Source organism: Bradyrhizobium sp. USDA 4474 (assembly GCF_054057515.1).
The window spans coordinates 3,798,082-3,814,257 of sequence record NZ_JBSRZJ010000002.1 but is presented as its reverse complement, the minus strand read 5'-3'; the positions used below and the strand labels follow the sequence as shown (position 1 = coordinate 3,814,257).

Below are 16,176 nucleotides of genomic sequence, written 5' to 3'. Positions count from 1 at the left end.
TGGCCCGCCTAGATTCATCGAGCCGCGCGGAAACGCAAGTGTTCAGGCGGTATTCCGCGCATCCCGTGGCCACAGATAGTTCAGCACCTGAACCAGCATGCGCATGATTTCGCGTCGGCCGGCCTCGTCATTGCCAGCGCCGAACTTTCCTTCGAGCGCGAGCTTGGCGAAACCATGAACGGTCGACCAGGCGGCCGCCGCGGCGGTCCCGGTCTGCTTCGGCGTACCGCCGGCGAGCTCCGCGACGACGCGCTCGAATTCGCGGCCTGCAGCCTTGATTGCGGCTCTGAGCCGCTCGTCGTCCGCAACGAGACGCTTGTTGGCGAACATCATCTGGAAGCGTCCCGGATGGGTCAGCGCGAATTCGACATAGGCAAGTCCCTGCGCATGCAGCCTGTCGCGCGCGTTCCGCTTGCCGGACGCGGCCTGAAGCAGCGCGGCGGCCAGCGCCTCATAGCCGCGGATCGCGACCTCGGTGAGCAGCCCTTGCGCATTGCCGAAATGGTGCGACGGGGCGGCCGGTGACACGCCCGCCCGCCGCGCTGCTTCGCGCAGCGTGAATCCGTCGGCGCCGTGCTCGGCCAGGATCGCTTCGCTCGCGGCGATCAGCGCCTCCTGGAGTTCGCCGTGATGGTAGCCGGTATCCGACTTGCCTGGGGCCTTGCCCTTCGGATTGCCGCGCGCGATGGCTTTCTTCATGTAACTTGACACTGTTTAGATTGAGGCCTAATGATCTTAACACCGTTAAGATCGAGAACCGGAGGATTCGCAATGACCGAAACGGAGCATAGCACCGCAACCTCTCCGGTGAAACGGCGCCATCTGGTCGCCGGCGCCGCACTCGGCATGCTGGCGAGCGCGATCGGCGGTCTCGCCGGCGGTGTGGCGCTCGGCCAGGGCGCCGCGCTGCCGCGGCAAAAGCCGAGCGGCCGGCAACGCTTCACGGATAAGGTCATCGTCGTGACCGGCGGCACTTCCGGCATCGGCCGCGCCGCCACGCTGATGTTCGCCGCCGAGGGCGGGCGCGTCGTTTTCTGCGGACGCAATGTCGAACGCGGCCAGCAGGTGGAAGCAGAGGCGAGAGCCGCAGGCGGCCAGGCGACGTTCATGCGCGCCGACGTCCGCGACGAGGCCGACGTCAGGGCGCTGGTCGACGAGACCATCGGCCTGTACGGCGGCCTCGACGTCGCCTTCAACAATGCCGGCATCTCCATCGAAAAGCCCCTGCATCAATTGAGCGCAACGGAGTTCGACGACGTCATCGGCACCGACTTGCGCGGCGTGTTCCTGTCGATGAAGTACCAGATCCCGCATATGTTGCAGAAAGGCGGATCGATCGTCGTCACCTCGTCGTCCAACGCCATCGCCACCTCGCCCAACCGCTCCGCCTATTCTGCGGCCAAGCGCGGCCTCGTCGGCTTGGTCCAGGCTGCAGCGCTGGAATATGCCCAACACGGCATCCGCATCAACACGCTGATCCCGGGCACGACCGATACGCCCTTCATCCGCCGTCTCGCCGGCATGGAGAGCCTGCCGGACGCAGCCTGGCACGTGGCCATCGCGCAATGGGCCAAGTCGCATGTTCCGGGTCTGCAACGCGTTGCAACGGCGGAGGAGATCGCGGCCTTCGCGCTCGTGCTCGCCTCGGACGATCATCCCTATACGACTGGCGGCCAATTCGTCATCGACGGCGGCAAGACCGCGCAGGCCGGATAACGGCGGGGCCAGCAGCCGGAAAACGCAATTATCGGCACCCGGGCTTGGCGTACCACGACGGGCGGGCTTGCGCCCGCCTTGGCCGTCGTGGCACGCGTGATATGCGCGCCGTTGACGAGAAGATCGACCGAGGTGACCATGTCCTATCGCTCCTCCTGGATGACCGAAGAGCTCGACGTCTTCCGCGACCAGTTCCGGAAATATCTCGCCAAGGATCTGGCGCCGCATGCCGAAAAATGGCGCGAGCAGAAGATGGTGGACCGCTTCGCCTGGCGCGGGCTCGGTGAGATGGGTGCGCTGCTGGCGAGCGTGCCGGAGGAATATGGCGGACTGGGCGCGACCTTCGCCTACGACGCCGCCGTGCTTGATGACCTCGAAAGCACGGTGCCGGAACTGACGACCGGCGTCTCCGTGCACAGCGCCATCGTCGCGCATTACATCCTCAATTACGGCTCGGAGGAGCAGAAGAAGCGCTGGCTGCCGAAGATGGCCTCCGGCGAGATGGTCGGCGCGGTCGCCATGACCGAGCCCGGCACCGGTTCGGACCTGCAGGCGGTGAAGACCACCGCCAAGAAGCAGGGCAATTCCTACGTCATCAACGGCCAGAAGACGTTCATCACCAACGGCCAGGCTGCCGATCTCGTCATCGTGGTCGCGCGCACCGGTGATGCCGGCGCCAAGGGCATTTCGCTGATCGTAGTCGAGACCAACGGCGCCGAGGGTTACAAGCGCGGGCGCAACCTCGACAAGATCGGCCTGCACGCCTCCGACACGTCAGAGCTGTTCTTCGACGACGTGACCGTGCCGCCGGAAAACCTGCTCGGCAAGGAGGAGGGCCAGGGCTTTGTCCAGCTGATGCAGCAGCTGCCGCAGGAGCGCCTCGCGCTCGCGGTCGGGGCCGTGGCCTCGATGGAGCGCGCGGTCAGGCTCACCACCGAGTACACCAAGGAGCGGAAGGCGTTCGGCAAACCGCTGATGGATTTCCAGAACACTGCCTTCACGCTCGCCGAACGCAAGACCGAAGCGATGATCGCCCGCGTCTTCGTCGACTGGTGCATCGAGCGCCTGGTCGCCGGCGACCTCGACACCGTCACCGCGTCGATGGCGAAATACTGGTGCTCGGAGAAGCAGGTGCAGACTGCCGACGAATGCCTGCAGCTGTTCGGCGGCTACGGCTACATGCAGGAATATCCGATCTCGCGCATCTTCATCGATTCCCGGATCCAGAAGATCTATGGCGGCACCAACGAGATCATGAAGCTGTTGATCGCGAGATCGCTCTAATCGACGCTACCGCGCCCGCCAATCACGCGGCCGGCAGCCGAAGCGCTGCTTGAAGCGCCGCGTGAAATGGGACAGGTCCGAAAAGCCCCAGTCGAACGCAATGGCGCCGATCGCGCTGTCCACCATCGCGGGATCCGCGAGATCCCTGGCGATGCCGTCGAGGCGGCGGTCGATCACATAGTCGGTGAAGCCGGAGCCCGATCGCGCCAGCAGCTTGTGCACATAGCGTTCGCTGATGCCGACGGCTTCGGCGACATCGGCCACGCTGAGGCCGGGCTCGCGCAGCCTGCGGTGAATCGCGCGTTTCAGCGCCAGCATGGTCGCATCAGTCAGGCTCTCGGCCTCCGCGGTGTGCGACCGGCTCTGCCGCGACAGGCTGATGGCGACCAGCTCGATCAGCGCCCGGAACAGATGCACGCCCTCGTGCTCGGTCATGCGCAGCGCACCATCGCTGAGCGTGCGCGCCGTTTCGACGATGAGGTGACCGACAAAGGGATCGTCGGAGAGGCGGGCTGCCGTGACGTCGAACGAGGCCGGCAAGCGCTCGCGCAAGGCCTCCGCCGGCACCCAGAACGAGGCCACCTTCAATTGCGGACCACGGTCGTGCAGGAGCGCGAATTGCCGATCGCTGTCGAAGATGCCGACCTGTCCTGATGACAGGCTGATCTCGCGGTCGTCCTGCCTGATGCGGCACCGGCCGGCCAGCTTCAGGTTGAGATAGAAGCAGCTGCGATCAGACGCCGCAATGTCGGCCGCGGAGCGGCGCACCACATGCTCGGGAAAGCTGACGCGGTTGATCGCGGCATCGCCGAGACGGATGTGCTCGACGGCGGCCGGAAAGCCCGAGACGACCGCCGGCTCCGGCGTGAGCTTCATGAAGGCCTGGCAGATCGCCTCACGGTAATAGGCGAATTGCTCACCCGGTCTGATCTCCGCGGTATCCCAGGCCGCTCGGCGGGACGGAGCGGCGCGCGCGACTTTCTGCATCGGTTCACTCCGAGACCAATCCGGTTCACTTCCAGCCAAGCGCGAAATCCGTTGCCGGTCCAGATTGGGCCGGACGGCCACACGCCTTAACAACGATCTAACCACACCCCCGGGAGGAGCCACAACATGTCGACCTACGTTCTCGTCCATGGTGCCTGGCACACCGGTGCCGAGTTCGAGCCGGTCGCGGCCCCGATCCGCGCCCATGGCCATCAGGTCCACACGCCGACGATCAAAGGCAACCGCCCAGGGGACGCCAAGACGACCAGGCTGAAGGAAGCGATCCAGTCGATCGTGGACTATCTCGCCGAGAACAACCTCAAGGACGTCATCCTGCTTGGCCATTCCTATGGCGGCATGGTCATCACCGGTGTCGCCGACCTCGCGCCCGAACGCATCCGCCGCCTGGTCTATTGGAACGCCTTCGTGCCCGACAACGGCGAGAGCCTCAATGACATGGTGCCGCCGCACTATGTCGGGCTGTTCGATGCGATCGCGGCCGAGCGCGGCGATGGCTCGGTGGTGCTGCCTTTCCCGATCTGGCGCGAGGCTTTCATCAACGATGCCGACCCCGAGCTTGCGCAGAAGGCCTATGACGTTCTCAATCCGCACCCGCTCGCAACCTTCAGCGACAAGATCGCGCTGAAGAGCAACCCGGCCGAGATGCCGCTGGCAAAGTCCTACATCAACTGCACCGAGGACACCGCGCTGCCGCACAGCCATGGTTGGCATCCGCGGCTATCGGAAAAGCTCGGCCTGTTCCGCCTCGTGCAGGTGCGGGGCAGCCACGAGCTGTGCTTCTCCGATCCGGCGCGCCTCGCCAAGGCGATCATGGAGGCGGGACGCGACTAAAGCGCGATGAGATTGGGATGAATCCCCATCGCGCTTTAGATTGGTGTTTGAGCATGACCTTTGCGGAAAACCGCTGCACATTCGTCCGGATCATGCTCTAGCGCGCGCTATTTCATCCGCTTGTCAGCGGCGATGAAGTCGATGAAGGTCCGCACCTTCGCGGAGAGATATTTGCGGCTGGGATAGACCGCAAACAGCTTTACGGACCCGATGTGCTCGGGCAAAACGTGCTCGAGCCGTCCGGCGGCGATGTCCTCGGCCACCAGCCATTTCGGCAGGATCGCAAGGCCCATGCCTTCCAGAGCCGCCGCATGCAGCAGCGTTTCGTTGGCGCTGCGCAGCACCGGATTGAGCTTGACGGTCTCGGGACCCTGCTCGCCGGTGTAGGAGAAGCTTTCGCCGGGATAGAGCGCGTAGTGCAACAGGGCCTGGCCGGCGAGATCGGCGAAGGTCGCCGGGCGGCCCGCGCGTTTGAGGAAGGCGGGAGCGGCCACTATGTGGAACGGGACGCGCGTGATGGGACGCGCGATCAGCGCTTCGTCGGGCTCGCCGGTCGCGCGCAAGGCGAGATCGAATCCCTCCTCGACCAGGTTGACCAGCCGTCCGCTGAGATCGACGTCGAGGCGCACCTCCGGATAACGCGCCTGGTAGTCCGCCAGCACGCCCACGAAGATCGTGTTGGCCATCCACACCGGCGCAGTCAGCCGCAGGGTGCCGCGCGGAACGACGGTCGCCTTGCTGACGGCGGCTTCGACCTCGTCGAGCGAATCCAGCATCTGGCGCGTCTGCTCGAAGTAGAGCGTGCCGCTCTCGCTCAGGCTGACGCGGCGGCTGGTCCTGTTGAGCAGCCGCGTGCCCAGCCGCTTCTCGAGCTGCATCACGTGCTTGCTCGCCATGGCGGGCGAGATGCGCAGGCGCTCGGCCGCGGCCGCAAAGCTCTTCAGCTCCGCGACGAGGCAAAACACCCGCATGCTGATCAGCGTATCCATCAGATCATCAACAACCAGGAAACAAACTAATCCCGGAACCGATAATGATCAAAAATGGAGAAACTATCAAATGGTGGCAACCCTCACATTTTGGAGCACCACCATGTCCGCCACCACCTTCGCGACCGCTACCCCCGGGCGCGCCCTTCGCATCGGCCTCTGGGCTGCACAGGCTCTCGTTGCCTTCGTCTTCATCTCGGCAGGGCTATACAAGCTGCTGACCCCCATTCCGCAGCTTGCCGCGGCGATGCCCTTTGCCGGCCAGTATTCCGAAACCTTCGTTCGTTCGATCGCGCTGGTCGATCTCGCCGGCGGGATCGGCATCCTGCTGCCGGCCCTGACGCGGATCCTGCCGCGGCTGACCGTGCTGGCCGCGCTGGGCTGTTCGGTCCTGCAAGTGTTTGCACTGGTCTTTCACCTCTCGCGCGGCGAGGCCGAGGTGACGCCGCTCAACGCTGTCCTGCTCGCGCTCAGCCTGTTCGTGCTGTGGGGGCGCAACAGCAAGGCGCCGATCACGCCCCGGTTCTAACCGGCAGGCTGCTGCCATGATCTCTGGCAACGGATGGTCCCGCAGGGGCCTGCTCGCAGGCGCGTCGATCCTCACGGCCTGCGGCGCCGCCGCGGCCAAGGAGGATCGTCCCGCCGATGGCGTCGTGATCCTGGTCGACAGCAACGAGCCTTATGTCATGGGACACGCGATCAGCTACTCGGCCAATCTCGCAAAACACTTTGCCGACAAGGGCGCGCGGCTGCTGGTCGAGGTCGTCGCCAATGGCAAGGGCATCGACGTCTTCAGGGCGGACAAGACCCCGCTGGTCGAGCCGCTGGCAACGTTGCGCCAGTCGCTGCCTGATCTCACTTATAGCATGTGCGCTTCATCGAAGGCGATTGCGGAAGCCAAGGAGCAGGTCTCGATCGCGCTGATTCCGGGCGCGAATCTCGTGCCGTTCGGTATCGGACGCGTCGTTGATCTGCAACTCAGGGGCTGGGCCTATATCCATGCGTGAGAGGCCTTGCACATTGTCGCGGCGATCGCTTCTGATCGCCGCGCCGGCCTGTCTCGCTGTGCTGCGCACGGCTCGTGCGCAGCACGACTGGCCGCCGGTGTTCGAAGCCGGCCGCAGCCAGTTCACGGTGGTGCGGCCGCGCGCCGCGATGCCACCGCTGCGGCTTCAGGACCTGCATGGAAAAGACGTGGTGGTGACGGCGAAGCCGGGTCGCATCACCCTCGTCAATTTCTGGGCGACGTGGTGCGCGGCCTGCCGGCTCGATCTCCCTGTGCTGGCAAGCCTCGCGGGATCGCAACGCGACCAACTGGATGTCATTGCCGTCTGCACCGACACGAAGGACTTGCGAAAGATCACCGCGTTCCTCGACGGTCTCGCCGCGAAAAACCTCGGCTGCTACATCGATGCCTATGGAGCAGCGGCGCAAGCGTCGAGGGAGATGCTTCCCCTCCTCGGCATGCCCATCACCTATCTCGTCGGGACGAGCGGCCATCTCGAGGGCTACATCGCTGGCGCCCCCGACTGGCTTTCACCGGCAGGCGCGCGTCTCCTGCGATTCTATCGCGAGCAGGGATAACCTCGATCAGTTCGGATGCCACCAGCGGCCGCCGATGACGACACCCTCCGAGACGATCTTCCTGTCGCCGATCAGATGCTCGCCGACGACGTCCTCATAATCGAACTGGCCTTGTTTTACCGAGATCAGCGTCGCATCGCCGACGCTGCCCGGCTTGAGGCTACCGAGCTCCGGCCGCCGCAGCGCCATCGCGGCGTTCTCCGTCGAGGCTGCGATCACATCCGACAGCGACATGCCCATGCAGAGGAATTTCGACATCGTTGTCACCTGGTCGAAGGCCGGGCCGTCGATGCAGAGCTGGTGGATGTCGGAGGAGATGGTATCCGGATGGAAGCCGTTGGCCAGCATGGCGCGCGCGGTCTTGAACGCGAACGAGCCTTTGCCGTGACCGATGTCGAACAGCACGCCGCGCTCGCGTGCGTCCAGCACAGCCTGCTTCACCGTACCCTGCGCGGTGGCCGGCGAATTCGGAAAGGGACGGAACGCATGGGTCAGCACGTCGCCCGGCCGCAGGCGCGCCAGCACCTCTTCATAGGTCGGCGGCGGATGGTCGATATGTGCCATCAGGGGCATGCCGACCTCATCGGCAACCTGAAGCGCGATATCGAGCGGCACGGCGCCCGAGGTGCCCGAGGAGTGCAGCCCGACCCGCACCTTGATGCCGACGATGATGTCGCGGTTGGCGTCCGCCACCCTGGCCGCTTCGATCGGATTCATCAGCCGCAATTCCTCGCTCTCGCCGACCATGATCCGGTGCGAGAAGCCGAAAATGCCGGCATGGGAAACGTGCAGATAAGCGAGGATGCGGACCTGGCTCCGCTCGATCACGTGCTTGCGAAAGCCGGCGAAATTGCCGGGGCCGGCGCTGCCGGTGTCGACAGAAGTGGTGACGCCGGAGGCGCGGCAGAATTCCTCGGCATCGATGCCCAGCGAGGTGCCGCCCCAATAAACATGGGTGTGGAGATCGATCAGCCCAGGCGTCACGATGAACTGCGAGACGTCACGGACCTCGGTGCCGGCATCCACCTTGAGTCCGGCGCCGATCGCAGCCACCTTGCCTCCGGAAAATGCCACATCGGTCACGGCGTCGAGCTTCTGCGAGGGGTCGACGACCCGTCCGCCGCGCAGGATCAAATCGAAGGGCATCATCGTCTCCGGGCATCAGCAACGCTTGGACCGGGCCGGAAGCTGCGCTTCCAGCCCGGCCGCATGTGTTAGCAATTTTCACGCTGACGAAGCAAATCAACCGAGCTCAATGCCGATTGCGCCTGCGGGCCGCCTTCGGCGCCTCTTTCAGCCGCTCCGGCGCATCCCATCGAATCCATCATCATCGACTTCACAGGGGCCGCTGCTCAATTGCTCCGGGGCGCTGCAGTTACAACAATTGCGACCGCACCGACTCCGCCCCCCCGCGCAACAGCGGCAGGAATCGATCGATCAACTCCTGCACCGGCACGCGGTCGACATGGGCGCCCATGTTGATGGCGGCGACGATCACGTCGTCGTAGCGGCGCACCGGCACCGAAATCGAGCGGAAATGCGGTTCGGCCTCGCGATCGACCAGCGAATAGTTTTGCGCGCGGTCGGCCGCGACAAGCGCCAGCAGCCTCTTCGGATCAGTCACCGTCTGCGGCGTCAGCGCCTCGCGCTTCATCGCCTCGAGGCGCGCGAGACACGCGACATCATCGAGCTCGCCCAGCATGGCGCGGCCGACGGAGGTGCAGAACGCCGGCAGACGATAGCCGATCTCCAGACCGCCGGAGAACATCCGCGCCGGACTGCTGCGGGCGATGAACACCACTTCGTCGCCGTCGAGCACCGCAAGCGAGGAGATTTCGTTCGCCGCCGTCGCGACGCGATCGAGCACCGGCTGCAGCACCGTGACGAGCTGGTTGGAGCGCAGATAGGACGCCGCCAGCGTCAGCACATGCGGCGTCAGCGTGAAGAGCTTGCCGTCGCCGGCAACAAAGCCGCCGCGCTGGAGCGTGAACAGCATGCGCCGCGCGGTGGCCCGCGGCAGGTCGGCAGCGCGGGCAAGATCGCTCAGCGTCATCGGGCCGGCGTGGGTGCCGAAGCATTGCAGCAGGCGCAGGCCGCGATCGAGCGCCTCGACGAAATCCGTCGCGCGCTCGTCAGTCTCGCTACGCTTCAGCTTGGGCATGGCTTCCGGATAGTCCTGCAAAATAGTGCTTGCTGCCGATCCAAGGCATGTCATAATTCGCCCATTCGTTCAATAGGCGAACAATCGCCACTCCACAAGGGATGCACCCGCCATGATGAGCCAGGAGCAGAACGACCTGATCACGCGCACCGGTCCGAAGGATCCGTGCGGAAAGCTGATGCGGAGCTATTGGCAGCCGGCGGCGCTGGTCGATGAGCTCGAGGGCCAGCGGCCGATCCGCCCCGTCAAGCTGCTCGGCGAAAACCTGGTGCTGTTCCGCGACGAGACCGGGCGCTACGGCCTGATCGACCGCCACTGCGCCCATCGCGGCGCCGACCTCGCCTTCGGGCGGCTCGAGCATGGCGGCCTGCGCTGCGCCTTTCATGGCTGGCTGTTCGACGCGACTGGCCAGTGCATCGAGACGCCGGCCGAGCCCAGGGATTCAAAGCTCTGCCAGAACATCCGCCAGCGCTCCTATCCGGTGGTGGAGAAGAGCGGCATCCTGTGGGCCTGGCTGGGCGAAGGCGAGCCGCCGGCATTTCCGGAGCTCGACTGCTTCGTCGCACCCGGCACCCATACGTTCGCATTCAAGGGCCACATGGCCTGCAACTGGCTGCAGGCGCTCGAGGTCGGCATCGATCCCGCGCACGCCTCCTATCTGCACCGCTTCTTCCAGGACGAGGACACCTCGACCGCCTATGGCAAGCAATTCCGCGGCGCCTCCGCGGGAAGCGATTTGCCGATGACGAAGATCCTGCGCGAATATGACCGCCCCATCATCAACGTCGAGCACACCGAGTATGGGCTCCGGCTGATCGCGCTGCGCGAGATCGACGAGGAGCGCACGCATGTGCGCGTCACCAACCAGCTGTTTCCGCACGGCTTCGTCATTCCCATGAGCACGGAGATGACGATCACGCAGTGGCATGTGCCTGTCGATGACGAGAACTGCTACTGGTACGCGATCTTCACCAGCTATGCGAACCCTGTCGACAAGAAGAAAATGCGCGACCAGCGGCTCGAACTCTATGAGCTGCCGGATTACGTCTCGCGGAAGAATCGCAGCAACGAATACGGCTTCGATCCGCACGAGCAGCAGACCGCGACCTATACCGGGATGGGCAGCGACATCAACGTCCACGACCAGTGGGCGGTGGAATCGATGGGCGCGATCCAGGACCGCACCAAGGAGCATCTCGGCACCAGCGACAAGGCGATCGTGCAGTATCGCCGCCTGCTGCGGCAGGAGATCGAGAAGGTCGGAGGCGGCGAGAAGCCGATGCTGTTCCTGGATGAGGCCAACGCACGCAGCATTCAGGGACCGGCGACGATGGACGGCATCGGGCCGACGCGTGGCTGGGAGACCTACTGGATGGAAATCGACGTCAAGCGCCGCCGCGGCGCGCCATGGACTGCGCCGGTGCCGAAGGAAAGCGAAGGCCAGGTGCATCGGCTGACGGCGGCGGAGTGAGGTCTATCCGCGTCATTGCGAGCGCAGGAGAATGTGGCGCATGCTCGCGCCTCACGACTGGAGGAATTGCAACGTGACTTTCGTCGCGCGTCACGCGCTGTGGTCGGATGAGCAGAAGGACGCTGCAGCGCGCATGCGCCGCATCGTCGAGGAGCAGAACCTCGAAGTCATCCGCCTCGCCTTCCCCGATCAGCACGGCATTTTGCGGGGCAAGACCATTATTGCCTCGGAAGCCCTCGCCTCGCTGGAGAGCGGCTGCTCCATCACCACGACGATGCTCGCCAAGGACACCTCGCACCGCACGGTTTTTCCGGTGTTCACGTCAGGCGGCGGCTTCGGCATGAAGGAAATGGAAGGCGCGGCCGATGTGCTGATGGTCGCCGACCCCACCACGTTTCGCGTGCTGCCATGGGCGCCGGCGACGGGCTGGGTGTTATGCGACCTCCATTTCAATGACGGCCGTCCCGTTCCGTTCGCGACGCGCGGGCTTTATCGCAAGGTCCTCGACGAGCTCGGCCGCCGCGGGCATGATTTCGTCGCGGGGCTCGAGGTCGAATTCCACATTTTCAGGCTCGACGACCCGCATATGCGCGCGGAGGACGCCGGACAGCCCGGCACGCCGCCCTCGGTGAGCCTGCTCTCCCACGGCTATCAATACCTCACCGAACAGCGCTTCGATCAGATGGAGCCGGTGCTGGAGATCCTGCGCCGTGACATCGTCGCGCTCGGTCTGCCGTTGCGCTCCGTCGAAGTCGAGTTCGGGCCGAGCCAATGTGAGTTCACCTTCGCGCCGAAGAAGGGCCTGGAGCCCGCCGACAACATGGTGCTGTTCCGCAGCGCCGTGAAGCAGATTGCGCGCCGGCACGGCTGTCACGCCACCTTCATGTGCCGGCCGAAACTGCCGAATTTGTTTGCGAGCGGCTGGCACCTGCACCAGTCGGTGGTCTCGCGCGCGAGCGGCGAAAACCTGTTCATGGCGAAGGACGGCGGAGAGGCGCTCAGCGCGTTCGGCAAGGCGTTTCTCGCCGGCCTGCTCGATCACGCCCGCGCCGCCACCGTATTCACGACGCCGACCATCAACGGCTACAAGCGTTACCGCTCCTATTCGCTGGCGCCGGACCGGGCGATCTGGGGCCGCGACAACAGGGGCGTGATGATCCGCGTGCTGGGCGGCGCGAACGATGCCGCCACACGCCTGGAAAACCGCGTCGGCGAGCCCGCGGCCAATCCCTATCTCTACATGGCCTCGCAAATTCTCGCCGGCCTCGACGGCGTGGACCGCAAGCTCGATCCGGGCCCCTCGGCCGACACGCCCTACGAGACCAAGGCGCCGTCGTTGCCGAAGTCCCTGCGGGATGCGGTCAGCGCGCTGAAGGACGATCCGTTCTTCCGCGAAAAATTCGGCACGGAGTTCGTCGACTATTACACCCACATCAAGAACGCCGAGATCGACCGCTTCCTGGCGGAGGTGACCGACTGGGAGCATCGCGAATATTTCGAGGTGTTTTGAGCTGCGCTCTCGCTTCCGTCATTGCGAGGAGCTGAGCGACGAAGCAATCCAGGATCCCTCCCCAGAGAAATTCTGGATTGCTTCGCTGCGCTCGCAATGACGTGGAGAATGCGTCGGCTCAAATACCCAGATATTTATGCTGCAGATCCGGCTCAGCCATCAGCTGGTCCGATGTCCCGCTCCACACCGTCTTGCCGCGCTCGATGATGTAATGGCGGTCGCAGATGCGGGCGAGGTGATCGACGTTCTTGTCGACGACCAGGATCGACTGGCCCCGGCGCTTCAGCATCGACAGGCAGTTCCAGATCTCCTCGCGGATCAGCGGCGCAAGTCCTTCGGTCGCTTCATCCAGGATCAGGAGTTTTGGGTTCGTCATCAGCGCACGGCCGATGGCGAGCATCTGCTGTTCACCGCCGGAGAGTTGGTTGCCCATGTTGGCGGCGCGTTCGGCGAGCCGTGGAAACAGCACGTAGATCGCAGCGAGCGTCCAGGGATTGGCGCTGCCAAAGCGATCGGCGGCGGCGGCAACGAGATTCTCGCGCACCGTGAGGTTCGGAAAGATCTGGCGACCCTCGGGCACGAGGCCGATGCCAAGCTTGGCGATGCGGTACGAAGGCAGCTGCCGCACCTCCGCACCCGCAAAGCGGATGCTGCCCGATCGCGCCGGCGTCAGGCCCATGATCGAGCGGATCGTCGTGGTCTTGCCCATGCCGTTGCGGCCCATCAGCGAAACCATCTCGCCCGGCTTGATCGACAGCGACAGGCCGAACAGCACCTGGCTGAGGCCATAGCAGGTCTCGATGCCGTCGACCTCGAGCAGCGTATCAGCCATGGCGCGTCACCACGTGCTGGTCGCCGAGATAGGCGCGCTTGACGTCCTCGTTGGCGCGGATGGCGGCGGGATCGCCGGAGGCGATGACACGGCCATAGACCAGCACCGAGATGCGGTCGGCCAGCGCGAACACCGCCGGCATGTCGTGTTCCACCAGCACGATCGAGACCTCTTTGCGCAGCTCCTGGAGCAGCTTCACCATGCCCTGGGATTCGGTGACGCCGAGACCTGCCATAGGCTCGTCCAGCAGCAGCAGTTTTGGCTTGCTCGCCAGCGCGACCGCGAGCTCGATCTGACGGCGCTCGCCATGGCTGAGCCTGCTCACCACGACGTCGGCGCGATCGAGCAGGCCGACACGATCGAGCGCCGCACGGGCGGCATCGCGCAAACCCCTTTCCTTGCGTGCATCGGCGAAGAAGCGGAACGAGTGGCCGGCATGCGCTTGCGCGGCCAGCGCGACGTTGTCTGCGGCAGTGAAGTCGAGCAGCAGCGAGGTGATCTGGAACGAACGCGCGAGACCCAACGCGCAGCGGCGATAGGCCGGCAGATAGGTGATGTCGCGGCCCCCGAGCGAGACGCTGCCTGAATGCGGCTCGAGGTGTCCGGTGAGCTGACTGATCAGTGTGGTCTTGCCGGCGCCGTTCGGCCCGATGATGGCGTGCAGTTCGCCTGCCGCGACGTCGAGCGAGACGTTGTCGGTTGCGGTAATGCCGCCGAAGCGGCGCACCAGCTTTTCGACGCGGAGCAGCGGTTCAGCCACGATTGAGCCTCCCCAGCAGACCCATGATACCGCCGCGGCCGAACAGCACGATCAACAGCAGCAGCGGGCCCATGATCAGCGCCCAATATTCGGTAATCTGCGACAGGAACTCTTCCAGCAGGAGATAGATCACCGCCCCCACCACAGGGCCGAACAGCGTGCCCATGCCGCCCAGGATCACCATCACCATGAGATCGCCGGAGCGCGTCCAGTACATCACGGCCGGACTGACGAAATCGGTGTTGTTGGCGAGCAGCGCGCCGGCGAGGCCGCACATCGTGCCCGAGATGACGAAGCAGACGAGTTGATAGCGTTTTGCCGGGAAGCCGATCGCCTGCATGCGCTGCTCGTTGGAGCGCAGCCCCTGCACGACGAGGCCGAAGCGCGAATTGACGATGCGCCAGATCAGGAAGATCACGCCGAACAGGCAGGCGAGGCAGAGATAATAGAACTGCGTGCGGTTCGACAGGTTGACCAGGCCGGAGAAATCGCTGCGCTTGTAGACGGTGAGGCCATCATCGCCGCCGTAGCGCGCGAGCCCCGAGGCGACGTAATAGGCCATCTGGGCGAAGGCCAGCGTGATCATGATGAAGTAGACGCCGCGCGTTCGCAGCGACAGCGCGCCGATCACCAGCGCATAGACGGCGGATGCCGCCAGCGCGACCGGAAACTGGATGAAGCCGCTTCCAACACCTTCCTGCGCGAGCATGCCGACCGCGTAGCCGCCGATGCCGAGATAGGCGGCGTGGCCGAAGCTCATCATGCCGCCGAAGCCCATGATGAGGTTGAGGCTGGCGGCCGCCAGCGCCAGGATGACGATGCGCGTGAACAGCGTCAGGATGAAGATGTTGCCGGACAGATACGAATAGAGCGGCAGCAGCAGGAGGCCCGCCAGCATCAGGGCCGTGACGGCCTTGCTCACCGAGAAGCCCTTCATCGACGGTTGGCCGGAAACAGCCCCTCCGGCCGCACCACCAGCACCATCGCCATCAGCAGATAGATCAGCATGGAGGACAGCGCAGGCGCGGCGGTGGAGGCAGCCGCGCCGCTCAGCACCTGCCGCAACAGATTGGGCAGGAACGCGCGGCCGAGCGTATCGATCATGCCGACGAAGATCGCGGCGAGGAATGCGCCGCGGATCGAGCCGATGCCGCCGATCACGATGATGACGAAGGCAAGGATCAGGATGTTCTCGCCCATGCCGATCTGCACGGTGAGGATCGGCGCCTGCATCAGCCCGGCGAGGCCGGCGAGCGCGGCGCCCAGGCCGAACACCAGCGTGTAGAGCAGCTTGATGTTGATGCCGAGCGCGCCGATCATCTCGCGGCTGGAGGCACCGGCGCGGATCAGCATGCCGATGCGCGTGCGCATCACGCCGAGATAGAGCAGCAGCGCAACCAGCAGCGCGACCACGATGATGGCGAGGCGGTAGGCGGGATAGTGAATGCCTGGCAGGATCGGCACCGGCACGGTGAGCCAGGCCGGCAGTGGCAGCGCGAGGCCCGCCGGCCCCCAGATCAGCCGTACGGCTTCATTGAAGAACAGGATCAATCCGAAGGTTGCGAGCACATGGTCGAGATGATCGCGCCCGTAGAGATGCCGCAGCGCACTCACCTCGAGAACGATGCCGAGCGCCAGCGTCGCCCCTAACGCCAGCAGCGCCCCCAGCAGGAAGCTCCCGGTCCAGGCCGCGAAGGTCGCGGCGAAATAGGCGCCCATCATGTAGAGCGAGCCGTGCGCCAGGTTGACGAGATCCATGATCCCGAACACCAGCGTCAGGCCGGCGGCGAGCAGGAACAGCAGCAGGCCGAACTGCAATCCGTTCAAGAACTGTTCGACGACGAGCAGCATCAACGCTCTTTCAGGAGCACGCAGACGTGCGCCGATGTTCGAACACAGTCGCCATCAGTGAAAGAGCTCCCCCTGCCTCTTCAAGGCAGAAAAATGGGTAATGGCAGTATCGTTCCGAAGCAAGAGCGATTCCACACCAGACATGCACTTTGTTGCATGCCGGTGCATGCGACCAGAGC

General features: G+C 64.8%; 17 protein-coding genes. 8 read left to right on the top strand and 9 right to left on the bottom strand.

The features are described from left to right. Positions 1-42: 42 nt before the first annotated feature. On the bottom strand, positions 43-699 hold the full coding sequence (locus ACVW16_RS19855) for a TetR/AcrR family transcriptional regulator (RefSeq protein ID WP_456736581.1): 657 nt from the start codon (positions 697-699) through the stop codon (positions 43-45). A gap of 72 nt (positions 700-771) precedes the next feature. Here ACVW16_RS19855 and ACVW16_RS19850 point away from each other — a divergent pair, with 72 nt between their 5' ends. Then, entirely contained in the window at positions 772-1,716 is a 945-nt protein-coding gene (locus tag ACVW16_RS19850) for an SDR family NAD(P)-dependent oxidoreductase (protein ID WP_456736582.1), read from the top strand. A 138-nt stretch (positions 1,717-1,854) separates the two neighbouring features. Continuing rightward, positions 1,855-3,000: an acyl-CoA dehydrogenase family protein gene (locus ACVW16_RS19845; RefSeq protein ID WP_456700832.1), complete on the top strand. Its 1,146-nt coding sequence runs from the start codon at positions 1,855-1,857 to the stop codon at positions 2,998-3,000. A 6-nt stretch (positions 3,001-3,006) separates the two neighbouring features. Here the strand turns inward: ACVW16_RS19845 and ACVW16_RS19840 are convergent, their stop codons facing one another. After that, positions 3,007-3,987, bottom strand: coding sequence for a helix-turn-helix domain-containing protein (locus ACVW16_RS19840; RefSeq protein WP_456736583.1), 981 nt, complete (start codon positions 3,985-3,987; stop codon positions 3,007-3,009). 126 nt (positions 3,988-4,113) lie between these two features. Here ACVW16_RS19840 and ACVW16_RS19835 point away from each other — a divergent pair, with 126 nt between their 5' ends. Next, a complete protein-coding gene (locus ACVW16_RS19835; RefSeq protein ID WP_456736584.1) occupies positions 4,114-4,839 on the top strand; it encodes an alpha/beta fold hydrolase in 726 nt (241 codons plus the stop codon). 107 nt (positions 4,840-4,946) lie between these two features. Here ACVW16_RS19835 and ACVW16_RS19830 read toward each other — a convergent pair whose 3' ends face one another. Continuing rightward, a complete protein-coding gene (locus ACVW16_RS19830; protein ID WP_456736585.1) occupies positions 4,947-5,828 on the bottom strand; it encodes a LysR family transcriptional regulator in 882 nt (293 codons plus the stop codon). A 103-nt stretch (positions 5,829-5,931) separates the two neighbouring features. Here ACVW16_RS19830 and ACVW16_RS19825 point away from each other — a divergent pair, with 103 nt between their 5' ends. From ACVW16_RS19825 to ACVW16_RS19815, 3 genes are read left to right on the top strand one after another with little or no spacing between them, the layout of a single operon-like run. Beyond that, positions 5,932-6,357 (top strand): DoxX family protein, encoded by a 426-nt coding sequence (locus ACVW16_RS19825; protein ID WP_456700828.1) that lies wholly within the window; start codon positions 5,932-5,934, stop codon positions 6,355-6,357. Between the two features lie 16 nt (positions 6,358-6,373). After that, entirely contained in the window at positions 6,374-6,835 is a 462-nt protein-coding gene (locus ACVW16_RS19820; RefSeq protein ID WP_456736586.1) for a DsrE family protein, read from the top strand. After that, positions 6,828-7,412: a TlpA family protein disulfide reductase gene (locus ACVW16_RS19815; protein ID WP_456736587.1), complete on the top strand. Its 585-nt coding sequence runs from the start codon at positions 6,828-6,830 to the stop codon at positions 7,410-7,412. The genes ACVW16_RS19820 and ACVW16_RS19815 overlap by 8 nt, the downstream gene beginning before the upstream one ends. 6 nt (positions 7,413-7,418) lie before the next feature. Here ACVW16_RS19815 and ACVW16_RS19810 read toward each other — a convergent pair whose 3' ends face one another. Together ACVW16_RS19810 and ACVW16_RS19805 are read right to left on the bottom strand one after the other, a co-directional pair. Further along, on the bottom strand, positions 7,419-8,558 hold the full coding sequence (locus ACVW16_RS19810) for an amidohydrolase/deacetylase family metallohydrolase (RefSeq protein ID WP_456738249.1): 1,140 nt from the start codon (positions 8,556-8,558) through the stop codon (positions 7,419-7,421). A 229-nt stretch (positions 8,559-8,787) separates the two neighbouring features. Beyond that, a complete protein-coding gene (locus tag ACVW16_RS19805) occupies positions 8,788-9,573 on the bottom strand; it encodes an IclR family transcriptional regulator domain-containing protein (protein ID WP_456736588.1) in 786 nt (261 codons plus the stop codon). A gap of 112 nt (positions 9,574-9,685) precedes the next feature. On the opposite strand from ACVW16_RS19805, the gene ACVW16_RS19800 reads away from it, so the two are divergent. Together ACVW16_RS19800 and ACVW16_RS19795 are read left to right on the top strand one after the other, a co-directional pair. After that, positions 9,686-11,044 carry an aromatic ring-hydroxylating dioxygenase subunit alpha gene (locus ACVW16_RS19800; RefSeq protein ID WP_456736589.1) on the top strand — a complete coding sequence of 453 codons (1,359 nt, stop codon included), beginning with the start codon at positions 9,686-9,688 and terminating at the stop codon, positions 11,042-11,044. Between the two features lie 73 nt (positions 11,045-11,117). Then, positions 11,118-12,554: a glutamine synthetase family protein gene (locus tag ACVW16_RS19795; RefSeq protein ID WP_456700822.1), complete on the top strand. Its 1,437-nt coding sequence runs from the start codon at positions 11,118-11,120 to the stop codon at positions 12,552-12,554. A 118-nt stretch (positions 12,555-12,672) separates the two neighbouring features. Here the strand turns inward: ACVW16_RS19795 and ACVW16_RS19790 are convergent, their stop codons facing one another. The 4 genes from ACVW16_RS19790 to ACVW16_RS19775 are packed head-to-tail and all read right to left on the bottom strand — an operon-like array spanning position 12,673 to position 15,997. Next, entirely contained in the window at positions 12,673-13,386 is a 714-nt protein-coding gene (locus ACVW16_RS19790; RefSeq protein WP_456700821.1) for an ABC transporter ATP-binding protein, read from the bottom strand. Continuing rightward, positions 13,379-14,146, bottom strand: coding sequence for an ABC transporter ATP-binding protein (locus ACVW16_RS19785; RefSeq protein WP_456700820.1), 768 nt, complete (start codon positions 14,144-14,146; stop codon positions 13,379-13,381). The genes ACVW16_RS19790 and ACVW16_RS19785 overlap by 8 nt, the downstream gene beginning before the upstream one ends. Continuing rightward, positions 14,139-15,083, bottom strand: a complete 945-nt coding sequence (locus ACVW16_RS19780) for a branched-chain amino acid ABC transporter permease (RefSeq protein WP_456736590.1) — start codon at positions 15,081-15,083, stop codon at positions 14,139-14,141. Before ACVW16_RS19780 ends, ACVW16_RS19785 begins: the two co-directional genes overlap by 8 nt. Further along, a complete protein-coding gene (locus ACVW16_RS19775; protein ID WP_456736591.1) occupies positions 15,080-15,997 on the bottom strand; it encodes a branched-chain amino acid ABC transporter permease in 918 nt (305 codons plus the stop codon). Before ACVW16_RS19775 ends, ACVW16_RS19780 begins: the two co-directional genes overlap by 4 nt. Between the last annotated feature and the right edge of the window lie 179 nt (positions 15,998-16,176).

What these genes read in the sequence shown, in the direction of transcription:
- ACVW16_RS19845 (WP_456700832.1), top strand. Translation starts at nt 1,855, where the DNA reads ATGTCCTATCGCTCCTCCTGGATGACCGAAGAGCTCGACGTCTTCCGC.
- ACVW16_RS19790 (WP_456700821.1), bottom strand. Translation starts at nt 13,386, where the DNA reads ATGGCTGATACGCTGCTCGAGGTCGACGGCATCGAGACCTGCTATGGC.
- ACVW16_RS19825 (WP_456700828.1), top strand. Translation starts at nt 5,932, where the DNA reads ATGTCCGCCACCACCTTCGCGACCGCTACCCCCGGGCGCGCCCTTCGC.
- ACVW16_RS19810 (WP_456738249.1), bottom strand. Translation starts at nt 8,558, where the DNA reads ATGCCCTTCGATTTGATCCTGCGCGGCGGACGGGTCGTCGACCCCTCG.
- ACVW16_RS19815 (WP_456736587.1), top strand. Translation starts at nt 6,828, where the DNA reads ATGCGTGAGAGGCCTTGCACATTGTCGCGGCGATCGCTTCTGATCGCC.
- ACVW16_RS19805 (WP_456736588.1), bottom strand. Translation starts at nt 9,573, where the DNA reads ATGCCCAAGCTGAAGCGTAGCGAGACTGACGAGCGCGCGACGGATTTC.
- ACVW16_RS19800 (WP_456736589.1), top strand. Translation starts at nt 9,686, where the DNA reads ATGATGAGCCAGGAGCAGAACGACCTGATCACGCGCACCGGTCCGAAG.
- ACVW16_RS19835 (WP_456736584.1), top strand. Translation starts at nt 4,114, where the DNA reads ATGTCGACCTACGTTCTCGTCCATGGTGCCTGGCACACCGGTGCCGAG.
- ACVW16_RS19855 (WP_456736581.1), bottom strand. Translation starts at nt 699, where the DNA reads ATGAAGAAAGCCATCGCGCGCGGCAATCCGAAGGGCAAGGCCCCAGGC.
- ACVW16_RS19780 (WP_456736590.1), bottom strand. Translation starts at nt 15,083, where the DNA reads ATGAAGGGCTTCTCGGTGAGCAAGGCCGTCACGGCCCTGATGCTGGCG.
- ACVW16_RS19820 (WP_456736586.1), top strand. Translation starts at nt 6,374, where the DNA reads ATGATCTCTGGCAACGGATGGTCCCGCAGGGGCCTGCTCGCAGGCGCG.
- ACVW16_RS19840 (WP_456736583.1), bottom strand. Translation starts at nt 3,987, where the DNA reads ATGCAGAAAGTCGCGCGCGCCGCTCCGTCCCGCCGAGCGGCCTGGGAT.
- ACVW16_RS19775 (WP_456736591.1), bottom strand. Translation starts at nt 15,997, where the DNA reads ATGCTGCTCGTCGTCGAACAGTTCTTGAACGGATTGCAGTTCGGCCTG.
- ACVW16_RS19850 (WP_456736582.1), top strand. Translation starts at nt 772, where the DNA reads ATGACCGAAACGGAGCATAGCACCGCAACCTCTCCGGTGAAACGGCGC.
- ACVW16_RS19830 (WP_456736585.1), bottom strand. Translation starts at nt 5,828, where the DNA reads ATGGATACGCTGATCAGCATGCGGGTGTTTTGCCTCGTCGCGGAGCTG.